17 protein-coding genes are annotated in these 17,525 nt (G+C 44.1%); 6 read left to right on the top strand and 11 right to left on the bottom strand.

The features are described 5' to 3' along the window. Nucleotides 1-55 precede the first annotated feature (55 nt). Nucleotides 56-1,093, top strand: a complete 1,038-nt coding sequence (galE, locus tag BN3769_RS13465) for a UDP-glucose 4-epimerase GalE (RefSeq protein WP_068471349.1) — start codon at nt 56-58, stop codon at nt 1,091-1,093. 132 nt (nt 1,094-1,225) lie between these two features. On the opposite strand, the gene BN3769_RS13460 is transcribed toward galE, so the two are convergent. The 3 genes from BN3769_RS13460 to BN3769_RS13450 form a co-directional block, all read right to left on the bottom strand. After that, nucleotides 1,226-2,638 carry a PP2C family serine/threonine-protein phosphatase gene (locus BN3769_RS13460; RefSeq protein ID WP_068471348.1) on the bottom strand — a complete coding sequence of 471 codons (1,413 nt, stop codon included), beginning with the start codon at nt 2,636-2,638 and terminating at the stop codon, nt 1,226-1,228. Between the two features lie 103 nt (nt 2,639-2,741). Then, complete coding sequence (locus BN3769_RS13455; RefSeq protein ID WP_068471347.1) at nt 2,742-4,169, bottom strand: RtcB family protein; 1,428 nt, start codon at nt 4,167-4,169, stop codon at nt 2,742-2,744. Beyond that, nucleotides 4,162-4,974 carry a hypothetical protein gene (locus tag BN3769_RS13450; RefSeq protein WP_154017932.1) on the bottom strand — a complete coding sequence of 271 codons (813 nt, stop codon included), beginning with the start codon at nt 4,972-4,974 and terminating at the stop codon, nt 4,162-4,164. Before BN3769_RS13450 ends, BN3769_RS13455 begins: the two co-directional genes overlap by 8 nt. Nucleotides 4,975-5,158: 184 nt before the next feature. Here BN3769_RS13450 and BN3769_RS13445 point away from each other — a divergent pair, with 184 nt between their 5' ends. Continuing rightward, on the top strand, nt 5,159-5,971 hold the full coding sequence (locus BN3769_RS13445; protein ID WP_068471345.1) for an FkbM family methyltransferase: 813 nt from the start codon (nt 5,159-5,161) through the stop codon (nt 5,969-5,971). An 83-nt stretch (nt 5,972-6,054) separates the two neighbouring features. Here the strand turns inward: BN3769_RS13445 and BN3769_RS13440 are convergent, their stop codons facing one another. Both BN3769_RS13440 and BN3769_RS13435 read right to left on the bottom strand, forming a co-directional pair. Next, a complete protein-coding gene (locus BN3769_RS13440) occupies nt 6,055-6,783 on the bottom strand; it encodes a hypothetical protein (protein ID WP_154017931.1) in 729 nt (242 codons plus the stop codon). Nucleotides 6,784-6,836: 53 nt separating this feature from the next. Then, nucleotides 6,837-7,832, bottom strand: a complete 996-nt coding sequence (locus tag BN3769_RS13435) for a hypothetical protein (RefSeq protein ID WP_154017930.1) — start codon at nt 7,830-7,832, stop codon at nt 6,837-6,839. A gap of 381 nt (nt 7,833-8,213) precedes the next feature. On the opposite strand from BN3769_RS13435, the gene BN3769_RS13430 reads away from it, so the two are divergent. Continuing rightward, on the top strand, nt 8,214-9,140 hold the full coding sequence (locus BN3769_RS13430; protein ID WP_068471342.1) for a DUF6492 family protein: 927 nt from the start codon (nt 8,214-8,216) through the stop codon (nt 9,138-9,140). Nucleotides 9,141-9,183: 43 nt separating this feature from the next. Continuing rightward, nucleotides 9,184-9,867, top strand: a complete 684-nt coding sequence (locus BN3769_RS13425) for a class I SAM-dependent methyltransferase (protein WP_068471341.1) — start codon at nt 9,184-9,186, stop codon at nt 9,865-9,867. Nucleotides 9,868-9,963: 96 nt separating this feature from the next. On the opposite strand, the gene BN3769_RS13420 is transcribed toward BN3769_RS13425, so the two are convergent. The 4 genes from BN3769_RS13420 to BN3769_RS13405 form a co-directional block, all read right to left on the bottom strand. Continuing rightward, nucleotides 9,964-10,515 carry a hypothetical protein gene (locus BN3769_RS13420; protein WP_228840703.1) on the bottom strand — a complete coding sequence of 184 codons (552 nt, stop codon included), beginning with the start codon at nt 10,513-10,515 and terminating at the stop codon, nt 9,964-9,966. Nucleotides 10,516-10,722: 207 nt separating this feature from the next. Next, a complete protein-coding gene (locus tag BN3769_RS13415; protein ID WP_068471340.1) occupies nt 10,723-12,267 on the bottom strand; it encodes a DHA2 family efflux MFS transporter permease subunit in 1,545 nt (514 codons plus the stop codon). Further along, entirely contained in the window at nt 12,268-13,521 is a 1,254-nt protein-coding gene (locus BN3769_RS13410) for an HlyD/EmrA/EmrK family protein (protein ID WP_068471339.1), read from the bottom strand. It lies immediately after the preceding gene. Between the two features lie 110 nt (nt 13,522-13,631). Continuing rightward, nucleotides 13,632-14,501 carry an aldose epimerase family protein gene (locus BN3769_RS13405; protein WP_068471338.1) on the bottom strand — a complete coding sequence of 290 codons (870 nt, stop codon included), beginning with the start codon at nt 14,499-14,501 and terminating at the stop codon, nt 13,632-13,634. Between the two features lie 321 nt (nt 14,502-14,822). On the opposite strand from BN3769_RS13405, the gene BN3769_RS13400 reads away from it, so the two are divergent. Further along, entirely contained in the window at nt 14,823-15,470 is a 648-nt protein-coding gene (locus BN3769_RS13400) for a class I SAM-dependent methyltransferase (RefSeq protein ID WP_068471337.1), read from the top strand. 96 nt (nt 15,471-15,566) lie between these two features. On the opposite strand, the gene BN3769_RS13395 is transcribed toward BN3769_RS13400, so the two are convergent. Further along, nucleotides 15,567-16,025, bottom strand: coding sequence for a DUF3592 domain-containing protein (locus BN3769_RS13395; RefSeq protein ID WP_079989571.1), 459 nt, complete (start codon nt 16,023-16,025; stop codon nt 15,567-15,569). A 9-nt stretch (nt 16,026-16,034) separates the two neighbouring features. Beyond that, nucleotides 16,035-16,880, bottom strand: coding sequence for an RluA family pseudouridine synthase (locus BN3769_RS13390; RefSeq protein WP_068471335.1), 846 nt, complete (start codon nt 16,878-16,880; stop codon nt 16,035-16,037). Nucleotides 16,881-17,044: 164 nt separating this feature from the next. Here BN3769_RS13390 and rpsT point away from each other — a divergent pair, with 164 nt between their 5' ends. After that, nucleotides 17,045-17,332, top strand: a complete 288-nt coding sequence (gene rpsT, locus BN3769_RS13385; protein WP_068471334.1) for a 30S ribosomal protein S20 — start codon at nt 17,045-17,047, stop codon at nt 17,330-17,332. Nucleotides 17,333-17,525 lie beyond the last annotated feature (193 nt).

Below are 17,525 nucleotides of genomic sequence, written 5' to 3'. Positions count from 1 at the left end.
CAGTCAAATAAGGCGTCACTATAATGCGTATAAAATTTTATTTTGAAGGATGAAAATGCGCCGGTTTTTAATTATTTTATTAAACCTTTTTCTATTTCACTCGCTACATGGCCATCAGTCACATCCCGGTTATATATTGGTTGTGGGGGGAGGTGGGTTTATTGGATCACATGTCAACGAAAGGCTTCATGAAAATGGCTATCGGACGATTGTGCTGGATAACTTAAGCACGGGAAATCGCCAGGCCATTCTCCATGGCCTTTTTATAAAAGGCGATCTTGCCGATGAGGCATTATTGGATCAAACTTTTAGAGATTATCCTATCGATGCCGTCATGCATTTTGCTGCCTTCAAAGATGTAGGAGAGTCCGTATCTGATCCCCTGAAGTATTATTTCAATAATGTTTCCTATACTTTGAATCTCTTGCAGGCCATGCTTCGCCATGGCGTGAATAAATTTGTCTTCTCTTCCTCTGCCGCCATCTTTGGCCTGCCGCCCATCGATGAAGTGGCCGAAGACGACAGGCCCGAGCCGATTAATCCCTATGGGCGCACTAAGCTGGTGGTGGAAAACATTCTGAGAGATTTAGACGCCGCTTATGGGCTGCGCTTTTGCGCTTTGCGCTATTTCAATGCCGCCGGCGGAGATCCACAAGGTAAAATCAAAGACTATCAGAAAAAAGCCGGAAACCTCATTCCCATTGTATTAAGAAGCCTTCAAGAGGAAAATGGAGCCGTCAAAATTTTTGGCACAGACTATCCTACTCCGGATGGGACGGCTATTCGCGATTACATTCACATAGAAGATTTAAGCGCAGCCCATATTGCCGCCTTGGAAAGGCTGTTAAATGGCGCTCCATCCGGCTGTTATAATTTAGGCAATGGAAAAGGCTTCAGCGTTAGGGAAGTCATTGCCGCTGCCGAACGTGTGACCGGCCGAAAAGTCAACACGATTGAGGGCGATAGGCGGAAGGGAGACCCGGCCATTTTGATTGCCAATTCGGCCAAAGCGAAGCGGGAATTAAATTGGGAACCTATCTATCCTTCCATCGATGAGATGGTTCTGCATGCTTGGCAAGCCATGCAGCCTTAAAATGGAAATGGTGACATCCGTTTCAGCGGCTAACTCATCAAATCAGGCCAATTCAAATTGGCACCCGTTTTCCAGCGGATGCCAATTTGAATCTTTCCTTGCAGTTAGCTCAAATAAAAAGCGGCCAATGGATTATTCCTTAGTTTGCGGGCTGACATGAATGCAAATGGCCGTGGCGTTATCGCGGGATTCTTCACTATCTGTGGGTAGCTCGACGGCAAGGGTCACAATGCGTTGGGCAAGATCCGCTTGTCCCCAATGAGGAAGCATCACCTTCTCACTCAATTCATCCATGTCGACATAGTCCCAGATTCCGTCTGTTCCAATGACAATGCACTCTTCCGATTCGCCGTCTGCGTTCAATAAGAATTCGGTTGTTTTGGGCTTGTGGCTCAGAATCTCAATAGGCGGCCAATTATTGATATTATTATAATCCCCTAGGCTGCGGCTGACATTGATTCCAAAGCGATTAGGCGGAAAACGCAGCAGCTTGGGATTCTTTGCCGAAGTCCAGCTTCCTATATCTAGATAGGTGGGATAGTCAATAGTAGATGCGTAGGGATATTTAAACGAATAGAGCTTAAGCCCCTCTACAGCCCGTTTGGCATCCTTTGGGCTAGACCAATCGCGGACGCATGAAACAGGAAACCAGGTAATCGCATGCCCTTGCTTACGGAAAACAATAGCTTGCGAATCCCCTAAAGTAGAGGTATAGAGATAATTCGTCGTTTTATCTAGATAGCATATAGCAGCTGTCGTTCCCCCTTTTAAGCGCAAGGAGCCAATCTCTCGATGAATGCGATCCATGAAATGGTGAAAGAGGTAAGATATTTGATCCGGCTCTTTTTCAATTGCCGTTAAAAACTCTTTTTTAAATGCATCGGCGGCATATTGGGAAAGCCGTCCTTGGTCGCAGTGGCCGTCGAAAACGGCGGCTAATAGGCCCGTTTTCTCATCTTTGATCGTTCCGGCATCTTCCATATAGTCTCTTGTTCCCTGATGGGATGCTATTGTTAGTTGGAAGGATAAAGAACGAGGTGGGCGGCTGGGAAAAAGCAGGCCGGCGTTATAAACTTTTCCATGGTTATTAAAAGTTTTTTCCAAGTTTCTTCGCCTTTTATCTCTTGCAACAGTGGGGGTTAAAAGGGAATTGGATTTTTTTACATCGACGCCTTCTTCGGAAAAATCCGTTGAGCTTGTCGTACGCTTCTTTTTCTTTTCAGCTTCTACTAAGCATGATTCATCTGTTTTTCCTTTGCTGTCCGCATCGGTCAATCCGCAGATGGCGGCAAAGGCAACAACGTGCTGAATGAGCTGACTGGCAGATTGCAAATTCTCGGAACTGAGGGCCCCATTCACTCTAAACGTCATTTGATTGCCCTGTAACTGAAGCTCGTAGCTTTCTCTAAAACGGCTGCTTGCAACAAATATGATTTTCTCTTCTTTAGAAGAATCGCGCGTTTCTTTTTCTTTGGTATATTGAGAAATGATCTCCGAACAGTTCCGTTCAATGTCTGAATAGCTAAATGAAATTTCTGTAAACATATCACCAACGTTTAAAATAAAATTTTTTGAGGACGATCGTAGCCTGGTTCTCGATAAACTTCAAATCAATTATTTAAAAAATAGATAAAATCTTCTCAAATTCTCATCCCTTGATGACTAGCTGGGGGGAAAGCTTGGCGACCATATTGGCTAATCCAGCTTGCTGGACAGCCTCTACGACGGCATCTACATCTTTATAAGCATCCGGCATCTCTTCGGCAACTGTCCGGTGGGAAGAGGCCATGACGCGGACGCCTTTGTCTTGGTACATGTAAGAGATGGGATCCCTGCCTTGCCAAGCCTTTAAAGACTGCACGCGGCTTCTTGCCCGTCCGGCTCCATGGCATGCGCTGCACCAAGTCAAGGGATTGCCCAGCCCTGCCATGACATGGCTGGCGCGCCCCATATCTCCCGGCACTAGGACAGGCTGCCCGGTCTTTCTGAAGATAGGGGCGAGCTCTTTGGCTTCCGGCCCGAACGCGCGCGTCGCTCCTTTTCTATGCACGCAGAGGCGCTTCTTTTTGCCTTCTATTTCATATTCCTCGAATTTGGCGATGTTGTGGCAGACGTCATAAACAAGCTGGATTTCTTCTGGATTGATGCGACAGACTGTTCTAAAGGCTTGCCTGACCCAATGCAGAATTTGCTGGCGGTTATTAAAGGCAAAATTAGCGGCTGCGGCCATAGCCTGAAAATAGGTTTGCCCGGCCTTGCTCTTAATGGGTGCGGCAACGAGCTGCCGGTCGGGAAGGTCTTCTGCGAATCCTTGCTTAATAAAGGAATTCAACGTGTCTTGGCAGATTTGATGGCCGAATCCTCTGGACCCTGAATGGATTAAAATGTAGGTTTGCCCTTTTTCTATTCCCCAGGCTTGAGCGGTTTCTGGAAGGTAAATCTGGCTGACTTCTCCGATTTCAACAAAGTGATTGCCCGAGCCGATCGATCCCAGCTGTTTGCGTCCACGCTCTCTAGCTAGGGGGGAGACGGCATCTAAATTGGCACCTGAGATCACGCCATGGCTTTCGATGTGATCCAGGTCAATGGCCAATCCAAATCCTTGTTCGATTGACCAGCGTGCTCCTTTTTCTATTATACTGCGATAATCCGACTCGCTAAGCCCGGTCCCTTTATGTTCGTGCCCCACGCCCGATGGAATCAGCTTGAAGAGGGTCTTAATGAGGTCATGCTTGACTGCTTCTGAAAGATCTTTGAATTGGCCAGGAGCCATTGCCAGTCGTACGCCGCAATTAATATCATATCCCACTCCTCCGGGGCTTATGACGCCTGTCTCTTCGTCTGTCGCGGCTACGCCGCCGATAGGAAAGCCATATCCCCAGTGAATGTCCGGCATGGCGATGCTATAGCCGACAATGCCCGGCAGATAGGCAACATTGCGCACTTGCTCCAATGGCTTGTCAATATCCATTTCTTGCAGCAAAGTAGGGGTGGCGATAACGAGGCCTGGGACTCGCATGCCTCCCGTTTGAGGAAGCATGTAAACAGCTGGCTGGATTTCCTTTAAATCAAACATCGACAATCATCTCCCATGTTAAGGTTTTATCCGCCTCTTCTTGAATGCTGCCATGAAAGCTGATCGCTTTAAAAGGGCAGCCAGCGGCAACATCGGCTTGAGCAATCGCATTATTGAGATGAATCACGATATCATCGAGATCGGATATAGGCTCTTGAGGAACGAAATAATCGAGCAAGAGAGGAAATTTAAAGGCGAGCGCTAAATAAGCATGCTGGTAGAGATGTTGAAGGGCTTCTGCACGTATTAGAAAAGCAATATCGGCCGTATGTTCAATCTCTTCAAAAGGGCGCTTAAAAGAGTGGGTCCAGCACGCCTTGTAACTGGAATGGCCCAAGCTTTCGTACAAGTGAAGTTGATGGGCTATCACTGGCAGGGGCGTAAATGCCCGCTTCCACGCTTGGATTTGAAAGGGTGATCGGCAAATTGTTACGTGAGATAAAAATGCGTCCTTTTCATCGAGGGATAAGCCTAGGTGTTTGACCCATTGAGTCAATTGCTTTTGATAAGCGTCCAATTTATCTCCGTCATTGGCCCATTGAACATGCCAAGCGGCAACATGCGGATGCCTTTTTGGTAAAAAAAGACAGGCGTCGAATTGACCGGCAAAGCCGATCGAGCGAGAAGGGAGAGGGATAGTAGGCAGTTGTTCGAAAAGCTTGGCATACGGGACCTCGCCTAAAAAAGCCAGTGTGAGGTGGCGGTCGGATTCTTCTAAGAGACGCCCGTGCGGCAGCTTGGAAGGCCAGGGGGCAAGCACCTCAAGCCCAAAAAAAAGCCGTTTTTTCTCTTCTTGCATGTACATACTTAATTAACCTATTTTCCTGGGGTATGTTTTTAAACTCAAAGCTAGGCTATTAGTTGATTGATAAATACCCTAATCAATTAATAAAGGATTGTTCATAAAATTGATATTCTTGTTATTAGATTTTGAATTCACTTTGATAGGGCTCTGAAAATAAACGCATGTAAGAAAGGAGTAATAAACAATGAAATGCTTGAAAAAGATGTTCTTATTGGTTGCTGTCATGATGATGAGCACGGCCTTGAGTTTTGCTTCGCTTAAAGACGAGCGCTTGGCCAATGTTGCCGTTTTCCCGGATGGAAGATATATGGATATCTTGGGCTACAACAATGGCGATATGCAGACAAATGGAGAAGCCAATATTCTCAAGGTCATTCGACCGGGGGATATGGTCTTTGATGTCGGTGCCCATATAGGAGAATGGAGCCTGCATGTCCTTCGCCGCCAGCCGCTAGTCAGCATTCACGGATTCGAGCCGCTGCCGATGCTTTTTGATACTTTAAAGGCCGCCTTGCAGCCTTATCAAGCGGAGATCAGCCCTTTAGCCTTATCTTATACGAAAGGAGAGGCCTCCTTTGTTTATTACCCCAGCCTTCCCGGCTTAAGTACCCTTCATCAACGCCCTGAAGTGGAGAAGATGCTCGGCCTAGATCCCGTTTTCTTAACCGTTCAAACAGAGCGTTTGGACACATATTGTATAGAGCGCAATATTTCCAGAATTCATTTTCTTAAAATTGACACTGAAGGCAATGAATGGTTGGTGTTGGCGGGGGCGGATGGGTTGATTCGCAAACAGGCAATTGACATGATCCAATTTGAATATGGAGGATGCTATCTCGATTCTAAGGCGACATTGAAGCAAATTTATGAGTATTTAACTCTTTGCGGTTATTCGATTTATCGCATTATTCCCGAGGGATTGATCTACATTGATCAATGGCGGCCTGAGCTGGAAAATTATGTCTATAGCAATTATTTTGCCATTAGAAATAACTGAGTAGGCGGAATTTTTTAGAGAGAGTGTGTTCTTCTCTTGTAGCCATTCAAGCTACAAGAGAAGGCTTAAAGCTAAGAAACCTTCTAAGGAGTCAGCAGGCTAAACTTGAGCTGATTGATCAGGTTTTGCTTGTCTTTCTTAATCCAAAAGGTAATCCCGCATCCATAAGTAGAGGTAATTTGTTCGTAATTGTCAGGCGGGTTGATTTTGTACCATCCATAGCAGGCGTGATTGGAGTTTGTGTCGTGCGCGGCAATGATATCGACGTAGCCGAATAGGGCATTGACCAAATCTCCTCTAATGTGAATGCCTGCATCGACAAAAGCTACATCATAATGGATGGTTGTAAAAATGCCCTGGCAAAGCTGGCGAATTTCATTCAAGTAGGAAGCGTCGAACAGTTCAGGATTGAGATTGAGCAAGGCGAGCTGGTTGGCTGCATTAACGGTATCGGAAAATTCATAAAGAATGGGCGTCCAATTGGAATATCTTTGAAATAGGCTAACACAGTCATAATACCACGGAACAATATATTGCGCGCGATCTTTGACGACGAGTTCAATGGAAGTGACTTGAGGGCAGCTGTCTAGAAAGTACTTCGTTCCTAGGCCTAGGCCGAATTCAAAGAAGGAATTGACTTTTTCAAGCTCAAATAGCTTCCTAAATGCGCGGACATGATCAGTCCAAGGACTATTGGCTAAAGTATCATAGGTAATTTGATCGACGGGTTCAAGGGCACCCAGCCCATTTGCACAAGCGGTTAGCCCCATTGCAAATATAAAAAAATTCCTAATAGCTTTCTTTATCATCATTCATGCCTTCTTTTAAAGAATCTCTTTTTTGTTATTTACGTTAATCGAATCGCTTATTCCCTATAGGAGTAGAACTGGTAAAGCAGTTTAGAATGCACGTGGATGTTGTTAATGCGGTAGCTTTTCCCGTCAAAAATGGCATAGGGAATTTTTCTGCCTAAGCTGTCTTGCCTCCATTCATAGCTGAAAAAAGACGGATTAAAGATCGAGCTCGGATTTACAAAGCCCGGTTTGGCATAGGCATGAAAAAAAATGTCGCCGCCTCCTAGATATTGCCCGATCGCGGCTGCATCGAAAAGAGATTGAAAGAGATCGGCGCAATGGGAAAAACGCTCAGGCTCTTTGACTGTGTGTCCTTCCAAGCTTTGTAAAGGATACTTTTGAGCATATGTACTTGGTATAGTGGGGAGATAATCGATTGCCGAGCGATTCGTAAGATTCTTAAAAATAATCAGCTGCTGCATGTCATTGAAGCCATAGCCGACATAGTTGGCAAAAGACCAGGCCAAGCTGCGCATAGCTTCTGGGGTGGCTGCGTAAATAAAGCCTGCAATGCCAAGCTCGTCGTTATGGAAAGTCGCTCCAATCCCTGGATAATGGGCATGAAAGATAGGAAGCAGCTCTTTTAGGTTTGCGTATAGCATATTGTCATTTTCTAAATGAAAAACATCCTTGAGCTGGTACTGCGCCATCAAATCATACAGATACAAAAAGCGCTCGGAAGTATACAGCCAGAATCCGGCTTGAGGGGCAGCTTGGCGGAAGGCGATATGCTCCGCAGTCGGAATTAAAGATTCGCAAGGAATGAGAAGGAGTTGTTGCAGCTGCAGCAAAGGAGAAAGAGAGGTAAAAGCCTGTTGATTGGCGACCAGAATGATGGGGCTGTCGGGATTAAACAAGCGCGCTTGGCGAACAGAAGCCTCTAGGTGATCTGGTAGATGGTCCCCAATGTGAATAAAGACGAGGGTGGGAGTATTTGATTCCGCACTCCAAGAGAAATTTTTAAATAGAAGGAGAAATAAAATAAAAAGAAAGGAAAAACGCTTCACAATTTGCCCCATCAAGTGTGTTGCCGCACTCTATCTGATTAGACTTTTTTATTGCAAATTTTTTAAAAACCTTTAAGTTTGATTGAATCTAAAATAAAATTGGATTTTTATAACTGGAAGGATTAGTGTGCAGACTATTAATCTGAGCGTGGAGTTTTTTTGCCCTTTTAACGCAGTCGAACGAGCAAAAAAATTTCAAATACAGGTTTATTATCTGGAATAACTTATCTCAGCCGCATTTTTTTTGTTTATCTATAAGAAAGGCATGCCTTTAATGAGAAAATAACCTCAAATATCGGTTATGATGGGTTTTAATACACCTTCTTAATGGCTTGAGTTGACAAACGCAGTTTACTAGCTTTGAAAAAGACAGGGAATAATATGCGCGCATGGATTTCTTTTCTATTTTGCCTCTATAGCAGTCTAATTATGAGCCTATCTTTTGGCTTAGATGCGCAGGCGGCAGAGATTGATTTATTAACGACCGCGGAATTGAACCACTCCTCCTTTCTTAGCGGGCCTTATCAGTTTAATCTTGAGCCCATTGATGTCATTATTCCTTCTACTAACAAAGATTTGCTTACCTTGGATTTATGCATTAATGGCATTAGGGCCAATTGCAGCCAAGTCAGGCGAATTATTGTTGTATCGGCAGAGCCTTTGACCAATCAAGCCGAATGGTTTGATGAACGCCTTTTTCCCTTCAATAAGGCCAATCTAGCTCTGCGCCTTTTAAAAGGAAATGAGGCAATGGCCCAAGCATATTTAAATACCCCGGAAAACCGATTGGGATGGTATTATCAGCAGCTTTTAAAACTCTATGCCTCTTTTGTGATACCCGGTCTTTCTTCCAATGTTCTGATATTAGATTCCGATACGATTTTTCTCAATCCTGTGGCATTCACAAATGCTCAAGGAGCTGGCCTTTTCAATCCAGGAACGGAATATCATTTTCCTTATTTTGAACACGGCGATCGCTTGATTCCAGGCTTCCAAAAGCAATTTCCTTTTTATTCGGGCATTTCCCATCATATGCTTTTTCAGCGGCCTATTCTGCAGGACCTATTCGCCGTCGTAGAATCCGTTCATCAAAAAGAGTTCTGGAAAGCTTTCTGCGATTGCGTAGATTTAAATTATCTATTCTTTGGAGCAGCCGAATATGAGCTTTACTTCAACTTTGCCTTTGCCAGAACCCAACAAGTGGAAATCCGGTTCTTAAAATGGGATAATGTCAACAGTATCGATCACCTGGCGGCCTATCAAGCGGCCGGTTATCATTATGTCTCCTGCCATTCTTGGATGAGATAAGCGATTGATTGAAGATTAATTTAAAAAACAAGAGCCATTCAATATGAAACAGTATTTAAAAACTAAGGCTATGGCTGGCTTTTTATTCGCTTGCTTGGCCGCTCAGCCTTCTTTGGCCGCCCAAACTGCAGAGGAGGCCTTTACAGCGATTTACAATTACGGCATTTGGGGAGTCAATGCAGAAGGGCAAGGGGTGTCCGGGGGCGGATCGACTTTAGAAGCCACAGAATGCTACCGAATTTTTTTACAGCAATTTTTAAAAGATTTTCAAATTCGCTCTGTGATTGATTTGGGTTGCGGAGATTGGGAGTTTTCCCAGGCGATTAATTGGGACGGCATGGATTATACAGGCTATGATGTCGTTCAATCGGTAATCGAAAGAGACCAAAAGCGCTTTGCCAAGCCGAATATTCATTTTGTCCATGGCAATGCGATTAGAATGGACTTGCCGTCCGCTGATCTGTTGATTTGCAAAGATGTCTTACAGCATCTTCCCAATGAAGATATTTCTCTTTTATTTGGGCAGCTTCCCAAGTTTAAATATTGTCTCATCACTAACGATGTGGATCCCGTCACCTTGACAAGTGCTAATCCAAATATTGCACCCGGGCAGTATCGTCCGGTCGATTTAACGCAACCGCCCTTCTATTTAGCTGGATATAAAGCTCTGACTTATGCCTATGGGCCATTTGTCAAGCAGGTTCTCTTTCTTTATCGAGGCTATTAATGGTGCATGCGCTTAAATCCTCCCGAAATGCTTGGCATTTCGGGTTAAGCCTTCTATCTTTAACTTGAAAAGTTAAAGATAGAAGCAAGCGCAAGGTTAATGCTTGTGGCCAGACGTTTTTTTGGCCAAAGAAATGTGATATTCATGTCCATGCAGCTTGGGGGTTAAACCATATTTTTGGCGCAATTGCTCAAGCTCAGACGATTCGACTTGCAAGACGGCATAGCTTGTGCCTTTGGACGGCCTGACAATCACGATTTGTTTAAGCTCAAATGCGAACGGTTGGCCAATCTCTTCCGGATTCACATTTTCGTTTTCATAAAAGACGCTAATATGCGCACCGGGGGAGTCACTTTTACGGAAATAGGGCGGCTTCTTATATCCTTCTTCTTCTAATCCCAGCATAGGAAATAGGGTGTGAATGTATTCGTCATCGACTTTTACATAAACGAATCCATCCGGTTTTGTCAGTAAATACCCTTCGCAAGGCAGATTCGCACGTGCATATTCCACAACTTCTTGCCAGTCAGGAGAGGCAATAATTGCTTGCACTGCAGTGGAATCAGATTGGGTGTGCGCAGCAAGCGAGGCTGCGGAATTAAATAAGCACCAAAAAGTAAGAATTAAAAAATAGATCGATTTTCTCATTATTCACCACCTGTCATTTAATAACCTGCGTTTGGAGTTTTTTTGCCATTTGTTCCTCTTCGCAGCTTTGACGCAATCGAAAGAGTAAAAAACTTCAAGTCAGGTTAATATTTAAAACTAATTTAATTTGATTAATTTTAGATTTTTAGATTAAATCAATCAATTGTTGTTTTATTAATTTAAATAATAAATAAAAGCTTTGATAAATTAATCTAATGCAGCTTGCTGGCCTTTTTTGACTTCAATGCGGCCGCAGAACCAGATGAGGGGAATACAAAGAAGAAAGGTCCAGCCGGTCAAATAGAAGACATCATTGACGGCCAATAAGTAAGCTTGCTGGGTGATGAGGCCTTCCAAAATATTATGATTGACAGCTTCGGAAGTGCCAAGCGTTGTGTCGAGATGGCGATAGAATTGTGTAGTTAAGGGATTATAAATCGTTGTGATTTCTGTTAAGCGGCTGTGATGAAAAATTTCTCTTCTATCCCATAAAGTCACGTAAAGTGCGGTGCCGAACCCGCCTCCGGCAATTAGCCGCACAAAATTGAATACTCCTGAGGCGCCGGCCAATTCAGGATTGGGGATAGCTGATAGGGAAATGGTGACAAGCGGGATGAAAAAGAAGCTTAACCCCAGTCCTTGCAGAAAGCGTGGATGCATGAGTTCGAATAAGCTGATGTCTGGAGTTAATACGCTGAACCAAAAAAAAGTAATAGAAAACATTAGAAAGCTAAAGGTCGACATCCAACGCGGATCTACTCGGGTTACAAATTTTCCAACAAAAGAAGATAAAAAAAGAGGTAATATCCCGACGGGCATAACGGCAACCCCGGACCAAAAAGCGGTATAGTTCATCTGTGTTTCCAGCCATAAAGGAAGAAGGACATTGCTTCCGAAGAACATCAAAAATCCCAATGCGCCTAGGATGGTTCCAATGGTAAAAGTGCGGTGCCTGAAATAAGAAAAATTCATAATGGGATGCTCGGAATAGGCATTCCAAGGAATAAAGAAGGTAAAGGCAATGATAGAGGTGGTGATCAAGACGCAGATAAAATTCGAGCTGAACCAATCCAGTTCTTCGCCTTTATCTAAAAAAATCTGCAGGGTGCTGATGGCAATGGTCAGCAAGGCAAAAGCAATGAAATCGATCGGGCGCTTGGTTGTTTTCTCGTGGCGTTGGCCGATGAGAAACCAAGTCAGCCAAGCGGAGAAGAAGCCGATGGGGATATTAATGTAGAAAATCCAAGGCCAGCCATAGTTGTCTGTAATATATCCTCCAACGATCGGTCCTAAAATAGGGGCCACGATGACGATCATGGACCAAAATCCCAGAGCGACCCCCTTTCTTTCTTCCGGATAATTTGTCAACAGCAAAGCCTGCGATAAGGGAATTAATGCTCCCGCTGAAGCGCCTTGCAGGATACGGAAAAAAACCAATAAGGGGAGATTCCAGGCGAGTCCGCATAGCCAAGAAGTAATTGAGAAAAGAGTTGTCGACCATACAAAGAGCTTAATGCCGCCGAATCGCTCTGCCAGCCACCCCGTAATGGCTAAAATAATGCCATTGCTGATGGCAAAAGAGGTAATGACCCATGTCCCTTCATTGGGACTAACGGCCAGGTCTCCGGCAATGTGGGAAATGGAGACGTTGGCGATAGAGCTGTCTAAGACTTGAATGAAGGTTCCAAGCCCTAGAGAAAGAGTGAGAAGAATAAGCCGGATTCCGTGAAGGCATGGATGAGAGCCTGTCATCTAAGGCGTTCCCTTTCCTGTTGAGTTTCCTGTCGAATGCAAATTTTGCTGAATAATGGACTGTATTAATTGATCGACAGGCTGCATAGTAATATCAAAAACAGGGGTAATAAATCGCGGTGAATAAAGAGGTTTTTCAGCTAATTGCAGGCCGCTTTGATCGGACGTGTCAACGTTGACATGAACGGACAGGCCCAATACCAAAGGATGTTGCTGCAGCTCTTGCTTATCTAAAGAAATGCGGACCGGAACGCGCTGGACGATTTTTATCCAATTTCCGGTTGCATTTTGAGGAGGAATAAGCGAAAAGACGCTGCCTGTGCCTGCTTGCATGCCCACGACTTTACCATGATAGACAACGTCTGAGCCATATAGATCACTTACAATAGAAACAGGCTGGTCGATGCGGATATCGCTCAATTCTGTCTCTTTAAAATTGGCATCAATCCAAATCTCATCCAAAGGAATAATGCTGAGCAGAGCCCTAGTAGGAGTCACCCATTCTCCGACTTGCACGTTGCGCTGAGCGACATATCCGCTGACCGGAGCCAAGATTTCACAGCGCTGCAAATTGACATAGGCTTCTCTTAAAGCAATTTCAGCATTTCGAATAAGCGGGTGCTCTTCAATAGGGGTACTTCCTAAAGAGGCCTGAGCGGATTCTTGCTGATGCTGAGCCGAATGCAGAGCAGCCCTAGCGACCTCTAAATCAGCTTGGGCATGCGTAAGATCTTCTTTAGAAATGGCTTGGGTGTTGCGCAGCGCATTGCGGTTTTCAAAATCTTGATGGGCGCGCTTGAGCTCGGCTTCTCTTAGCAAGACGTCCGCATCCCGTTGTTTAGTATCTTCCCATAATTGCCGGACTTGACGGGCAGCTAAAGCCAGATCAACTTGGGCTTTGTCGAAGGCCAACTGATAAGTTGTCGTATCGAGTTCGACTAGTAATTGTCCTTGCTTGACGAAATCCGTATTGTCAGCATAAATGGAAACGGTAATGCCGTTTTGAGGGGCCATTAAGTTGACGTTGTTGCCATTGACATAAGCATCGTTGGTTGTTTCATGAAAGCGAATAAAAAAATACCAATATAAGAAAGTCAAAATGCTCAATAGAATAAGTACGAGAAAAACTTTTAAAAGGATTCCATTTCGCTTTGTTTTATTATTGTTATTTTCCTCTATGTTTTCATTTTTTTTATCAGCAGATTGTGCATTAACTACATTTTCAGGTTGTCGGGGCTGAATAGGTTCATCCATTGGGCTGATGCTCACATTTGATATGAATACACATTTAATAGGTTAATTGCCTTTATACTCAAAGGCTTATTTTTTTAATTTTTCCGTATACGCAAGCGTAATTAATTCATTCACAAGATCTCTAAATGAATTTGAAGAGCGCTCACAGATAAATTGGGATGGCGGGGATCTTGCGAACTTAAAGGCTCAATGCATACAAAGGGGGCATTAGCTGGATGATAAAGCTGCCAGCAGTTCTCCGCACATAGGCATTGATAGCGTGTGCGAAGTGCGTATGCGCCTGTCTCAAGCAGAATAGAACCTTTTAAAGGATCAGGATGAGGACGAAAAGTAAAATCGGCCTCTTGATTTAAATCAAAAGTCAAGCGATGTGAATCCGATAGCCAGTCGGCTGGAATGGGCTGAAGGTTTCCTTGCATGCGCGCTTCATTCTGCACATCGCTAATGACTCTTCCAGTTCCATGGGGAAGGGCATAATAATAATGGATGCCGACGAGAGACGCTGTTTCGCTAACAATAGACAAGTGAAGGTGCAGGCCGTCTGGCTGCAGGTCGGCTTCGAACTCTATTTTAAAATTTTGCCCCTCCATAGCTGCCAAAGGCACGCCATTCCATGTATCTTTGCCTGTTAAAACGGCTTTGACTTTAGTCGCTGTGGCTTCGGCTTTCCAAGGGGCATAGCGGGCGATGCCATGAGAAAAAGGATCTTGGATTCCTTTGGCTTTGACACGGGCGATATGGGGAAAGAGCGTTTCATCTGGAATGCGAGGGACAAGCTCTGGGCGGCGCCGATGGAAGTGGGGGCCGATCAGTGCGCCTAACCCTGCAAAGCGTTCTTCGAAAAGATCCCTTGTAGATTGCTCGATCACCTCCAGATCGCCCTTTCTGAAACTGATCAAGTTCATTCCTTTTTCAGGAAGAAAAGCTGCTTGCAGACGTTCTCCTTTGGAGGTCTGATTCTCTAAAATAATTTTATCCATCCGCTTTCCTATTCCTAGTCAAAAACTCGCTTGATTCGATTGCTTATGAATTCAGCCATGTCTTTTAAAATGGATAAATAAATTTTTTTTTCAAATCAAAATTTTTGGATTTTTTCTTAAGGAGAAAAGAATTTGAATCTAGGCCGTTATGAATTCGGGGCTAAGCTCTCATTATTTCAAAGCTCCAAACTTGGGTTAATCGATTTGAAAATGCCTCTTATGCGGACCGACATAAAATTGAACAAAATTAAAGACTTTGTTTTCATTCTTTGCTGTTTTTGCTAGATTGTCCTTATTTTGCATTTTTAACAGGAGAAGGATATGTATTGGTTTCTATCTTTATTATTGATGGCTTTTGTTTCTCAGACTTCGGCTTTTGCTCATTCGCAAGAGTTTGTCGATTCGACTAGTTATTTGGCAGATCGCATTCCAAGCACAGATAAGCGCTATGCCAGCCTAAAGCTTGCCCTTGATTTGATGAGCCAGCGGCAGGCCAAAATTGTTGTAGAAACAGGAACGGCAAGATGCGGAGCGCAGGGATTTATCGGAGACGGCTCGGCGACGTTAATTTTTGGAGAGTGGGCTTTAGACCATGGCAGCTTGCTTTATTCTGTAGACATCAATCCCGATGCCATTACCGCTGCCAGAATGAGCATCGGGCCTTATAATCCCAACGTTCAATTGGTTTGCCAAGATTCGATTGCCTTCCTAAGCCAATTCAATCAATCCATTGATTTCTTATACTTGGACAGCTTTGATTACGATATTTTCAATCCCGGACCTTCACAAGAGCACCATCTCAAAGAAATTTTAGCTGTCTATCCCAAGCTCACAGATAACAGCGTAATTATGATTGACGACTGCGATGTGCCGGGAGGAGGAAAAGGGGCCTTGGTCATTCCTTATTTGATTGATAAGGGATGGAAAGTGCTATATAGCGGCTATCAAGTTATCTTGATCAAAAATTAACCTTATCTCTTATCTCTTACGCGCCATGGGTGCTGCTCACCCATGGTTTGGAGCGAAGGGCACGATACTGGCAAAAATTGTTCTAAAAAACTTGCGTTAGTTTTTATCGCTGTTGAAGCGGATGACGTACCGTCCCAATCCAATAAAATAAAGCAGCAAACCCCACAGCATGATTAAATAAAGAGTGGGTTTAACCGGAAAGTGCTTATCCATTGTCGATACCTGCGGCGAGGAGGGGTCAAACCATACGGGCAGAGTGGATTGTTTGAGCTTTTCGGTTGCTTCGTTTCCCGCCCAGGCATTGAGATAAGGGGAGTGCCAGATTGTTTGGCCTTGATAGGTTTTGCCTCCGAAAGAGAAGGTGTAGTGGGTTTCTGGCGCAAAGGCGTCTTCTCCAAGTTTGGCAACCGACCATTCGATCTGTTGAGGAGTAAGCTTTTCTGTCAGGCGGAGATAATGATAAAGCTGCGGGCCTGTATAAATGGTATATCCCATGACATACAGACCGATTAAGCAGAGGAAGGCGATCCAAAGGGGATTGCGGTGCATCATCATACCCTTTCCCTAATTTTTGGGAATTAAGCGATAGAACTCTTCAGGGATGGGCGATTCGATTTTCAATTCTTTTTTACTGATGGGATGCCGGAAAGCGAGCAGATGGGCATGTAGGCAGAGGCGCTTGAGGGGGTTCGTTTGTGCGCCGTATTTCTTATCTCCTACGACAGGATGCCCGGCTGATTGGCAATGGACGCGAATCTGATTTTTGCGTCCTGTCTCTAGAGTCAGCTCAAGGAGGGAATAGCGCTTGAGGGCAGCTAATGTCCGGTAATGCGTAATGGCCAGCCGTCCAAAAGAAGGATCTTCCGTTTCGTGGACGACATATTGCTCGTCCTCATAGAGATAGCTTTTCCAGGTCCCTTTGGGAGAAAGGAATTGCCCTTCGACAATGGCTGTATAAGAGCGTTGAATATGATGGACTTCAAATAAATCTTTTAAGCGGTCGCAGGTCTCTTGGTTGAAGGCAAAAATCATGACGCCGGATGTATCTTGATCCAAGCGGTGGATGACAAACACTTTGCGTGGTCGATAATAGGCTTTTAAAAGGGCATGGGCTGTTTCACCTTTCTCGAAAGCAGTCGAAACGCTCAAGAGGCCTGACGGTTTATTGATGAAGACAAGGTCGTTATCTTCATAAAGAATTTCAATTCCTTGTCCAATAAATTTCTTACGTTGGACCACAGTAACAAGCTGGCCTTTTAGAACAGGAAAGTTGGGGGTTTTAATTAAAACGCCATCAATCTGTACCCGTCCTTCTTTCAGCCACGAACGTAAGGTATTCTTAGAACTTTGAGGTGCCAACTGGGTTAAGGCCTCTAAAATAGAGGTATCGCTTTGAGCAAGATATTTCATAAAATCTTTAAATTTAAATGCTGTTTATTGTTTTTAACAACTATCTTGCTATTAATGAAAGTTTTTTCCAAGACAATTTATATGCAAGTAATCTTTGACGAATTAAGCTCTATTTCCTATAATTGGATTCCTTCTTATAAAAGTTTTTAAACCCTAGAGGAAAAATGGCAAAGCAAGAAGAAACAAAAAAAGTCAAGCGTCCAACAGCGCAAAAGCGCGATCTCCAAAATAAAAAAAGACGCTTGAATAACAAAACTTACAAGTCTCGCGTGAGAACGGCGATCCGCTCTTTCCAAGATTCATTGGTAAAAGGGGATGAAGCAGCAACGAAGAGCAAATTAGATGAAGTCTATAGCATTTTAGACAAATGTGCGAAGAAAGGCGTTTTTAAACTCAACAAAGTTAGCCGCACAAAATCTCGTTTAGCTGCACGCGCAGTTGCTAAAGCTTAAAGAAGGCCTGAAGTTTTGAATTTAGTCGCTTAGGAGTAAGAGGCCTGTATCAAGTGGTTGCTTAACGATGCTTGCAGGTTATGCGATATTAATGATCTTCTCCTGCTTTTAGGCAATTCATTCAACTTTTAGGTTAAGGGCGTCGCATATTTAGAAAAATTGCAAAGCGATAGGCCCCTCTTCCGCCACAGGA

Source organism: Candidatus Protochlamydia phocaeensis, assembly GCF_001545115.1.
Classification (GTDB): Bacteria; Chlamydiota; Chlamydiia; order Chlamydiales; family Parachlamydiaceae; genus Protochlamydia_A; species Protochlamydia_A phocaeensis.
This window is presented reverse-complemented; position numbering and strand designations above follow the sequence as displayed.

Bases quoted from the DNA above. Each gene is read 5' to 3' on its own strand.
- galE (WP_068471349.1), top strand. From the start codon at position 56: ATGCGCCGGTTTTTAATTATTTTATTAAACCTTTTTCTATTTCACTCG.
- BN3769_RS13460 (WP_068471348.1), bottom strand. From the start codon at position 2,638: ATGTTTACAGAAATTTCATTTAGCTATTCAGACATTGAACGGAACTGT.
- BN3769_RS13455 (WP_068471347.1), bottom strand. From the start codon at position 4,169: ATGTTTGATTTAAAGGAAATCCAGCCAGCTGTTTACATGCTTCCTCAA.
- BN3769_RS13450 (WP_154017932.1), bottom strand. From the start codon at position 4,974: ATGTACATGCAAGAAGAGAAAAAACGGCTTTTTTTTGGGCTTGAGGTG.
- BN3769_RS13445 (WP_068471345.1), top strand. From the start codon at position 5,159: ATGAAATGCTTGAAAAAGATGTTCTTATTGGTTGCTGTCATGATGATG.
- BN3769_RS13440 (WP_154017931.1), bottom strand. From the start codon at position 6,783: ATGATGATAAAGAAAGCTATTAGGAATTTTTTTATATTTGCAATGGGG.
- BN3769_RS13430 (WP_068471342.1), top strand. From the start codon at position 8,214: ATGCGCGCATGGATTTCTTTTCTATTTTGCCTCTATAGCAGTCTAATT.
- BN3769_RS13425 (WP_068471341.1), top strand. From the start codon at position 9,184: ATGAAACAGTATTTAAAAACTAAGGCTATGGCTGGCTTTTTATTCGCT.
- BN3769_RS13420 (WP_228840703.1), bottom strand. From the start codon at position 10,515: ATGAGAAAATCGATCTATTTTTTAATTCTTACTTTTTGGTGCTTATTT.
- BN3769_RS13415 (WP_068471340.1), bottom strand. From the start codon at position 12,267: ATGACAGGCTCTCATCCATGCCTTCACGGAATCCGGCTTATTCTTCTC.
- BN3769_RS13410 (WP_068471339.1), bottom strand. From the start codon at position 13,521: ATGGATGAACCTATTCAGCCCCGACAACCTGAAAATGTAGTTAATGCA.
- BN3769_RS13405 (WP_068471338.1), bottom strand. From the start codon at position 14,501: ATGGATAAAATTATTTTAGAGAATCAGACCTCCAAAGGAGAACGTCTG.
- BN3769_RS13400 (WP_068471337.1), top strand. From the start codon at position 14,823: ATGTATTGGTTTCTATCTTTATTATTGATGGCTTTTGTTTCTCAGACT.
- BN3769_RS13395 (WP_079989571.1), bottom strand. From the start codon at position 16,025: ATGATGATGCACCGCAATCCCCTTTGGATCGCCTTCCTCTGCTTAATC.
- BN3769_RS13390 (WP_068471335.1), bottom strand. From the start codon at position 16,880: ATGAAATATCTTGCTCAAAGCGATACCTCTATTTTAGAGGCCTTAACC.
- rpsT (WP_068471334.1), top strand. From the start codon at position 17,045: ATGGCAAAGCAAGAAGAAACAAAAAAAGTCAAGCGTCCAACAGCGCAA.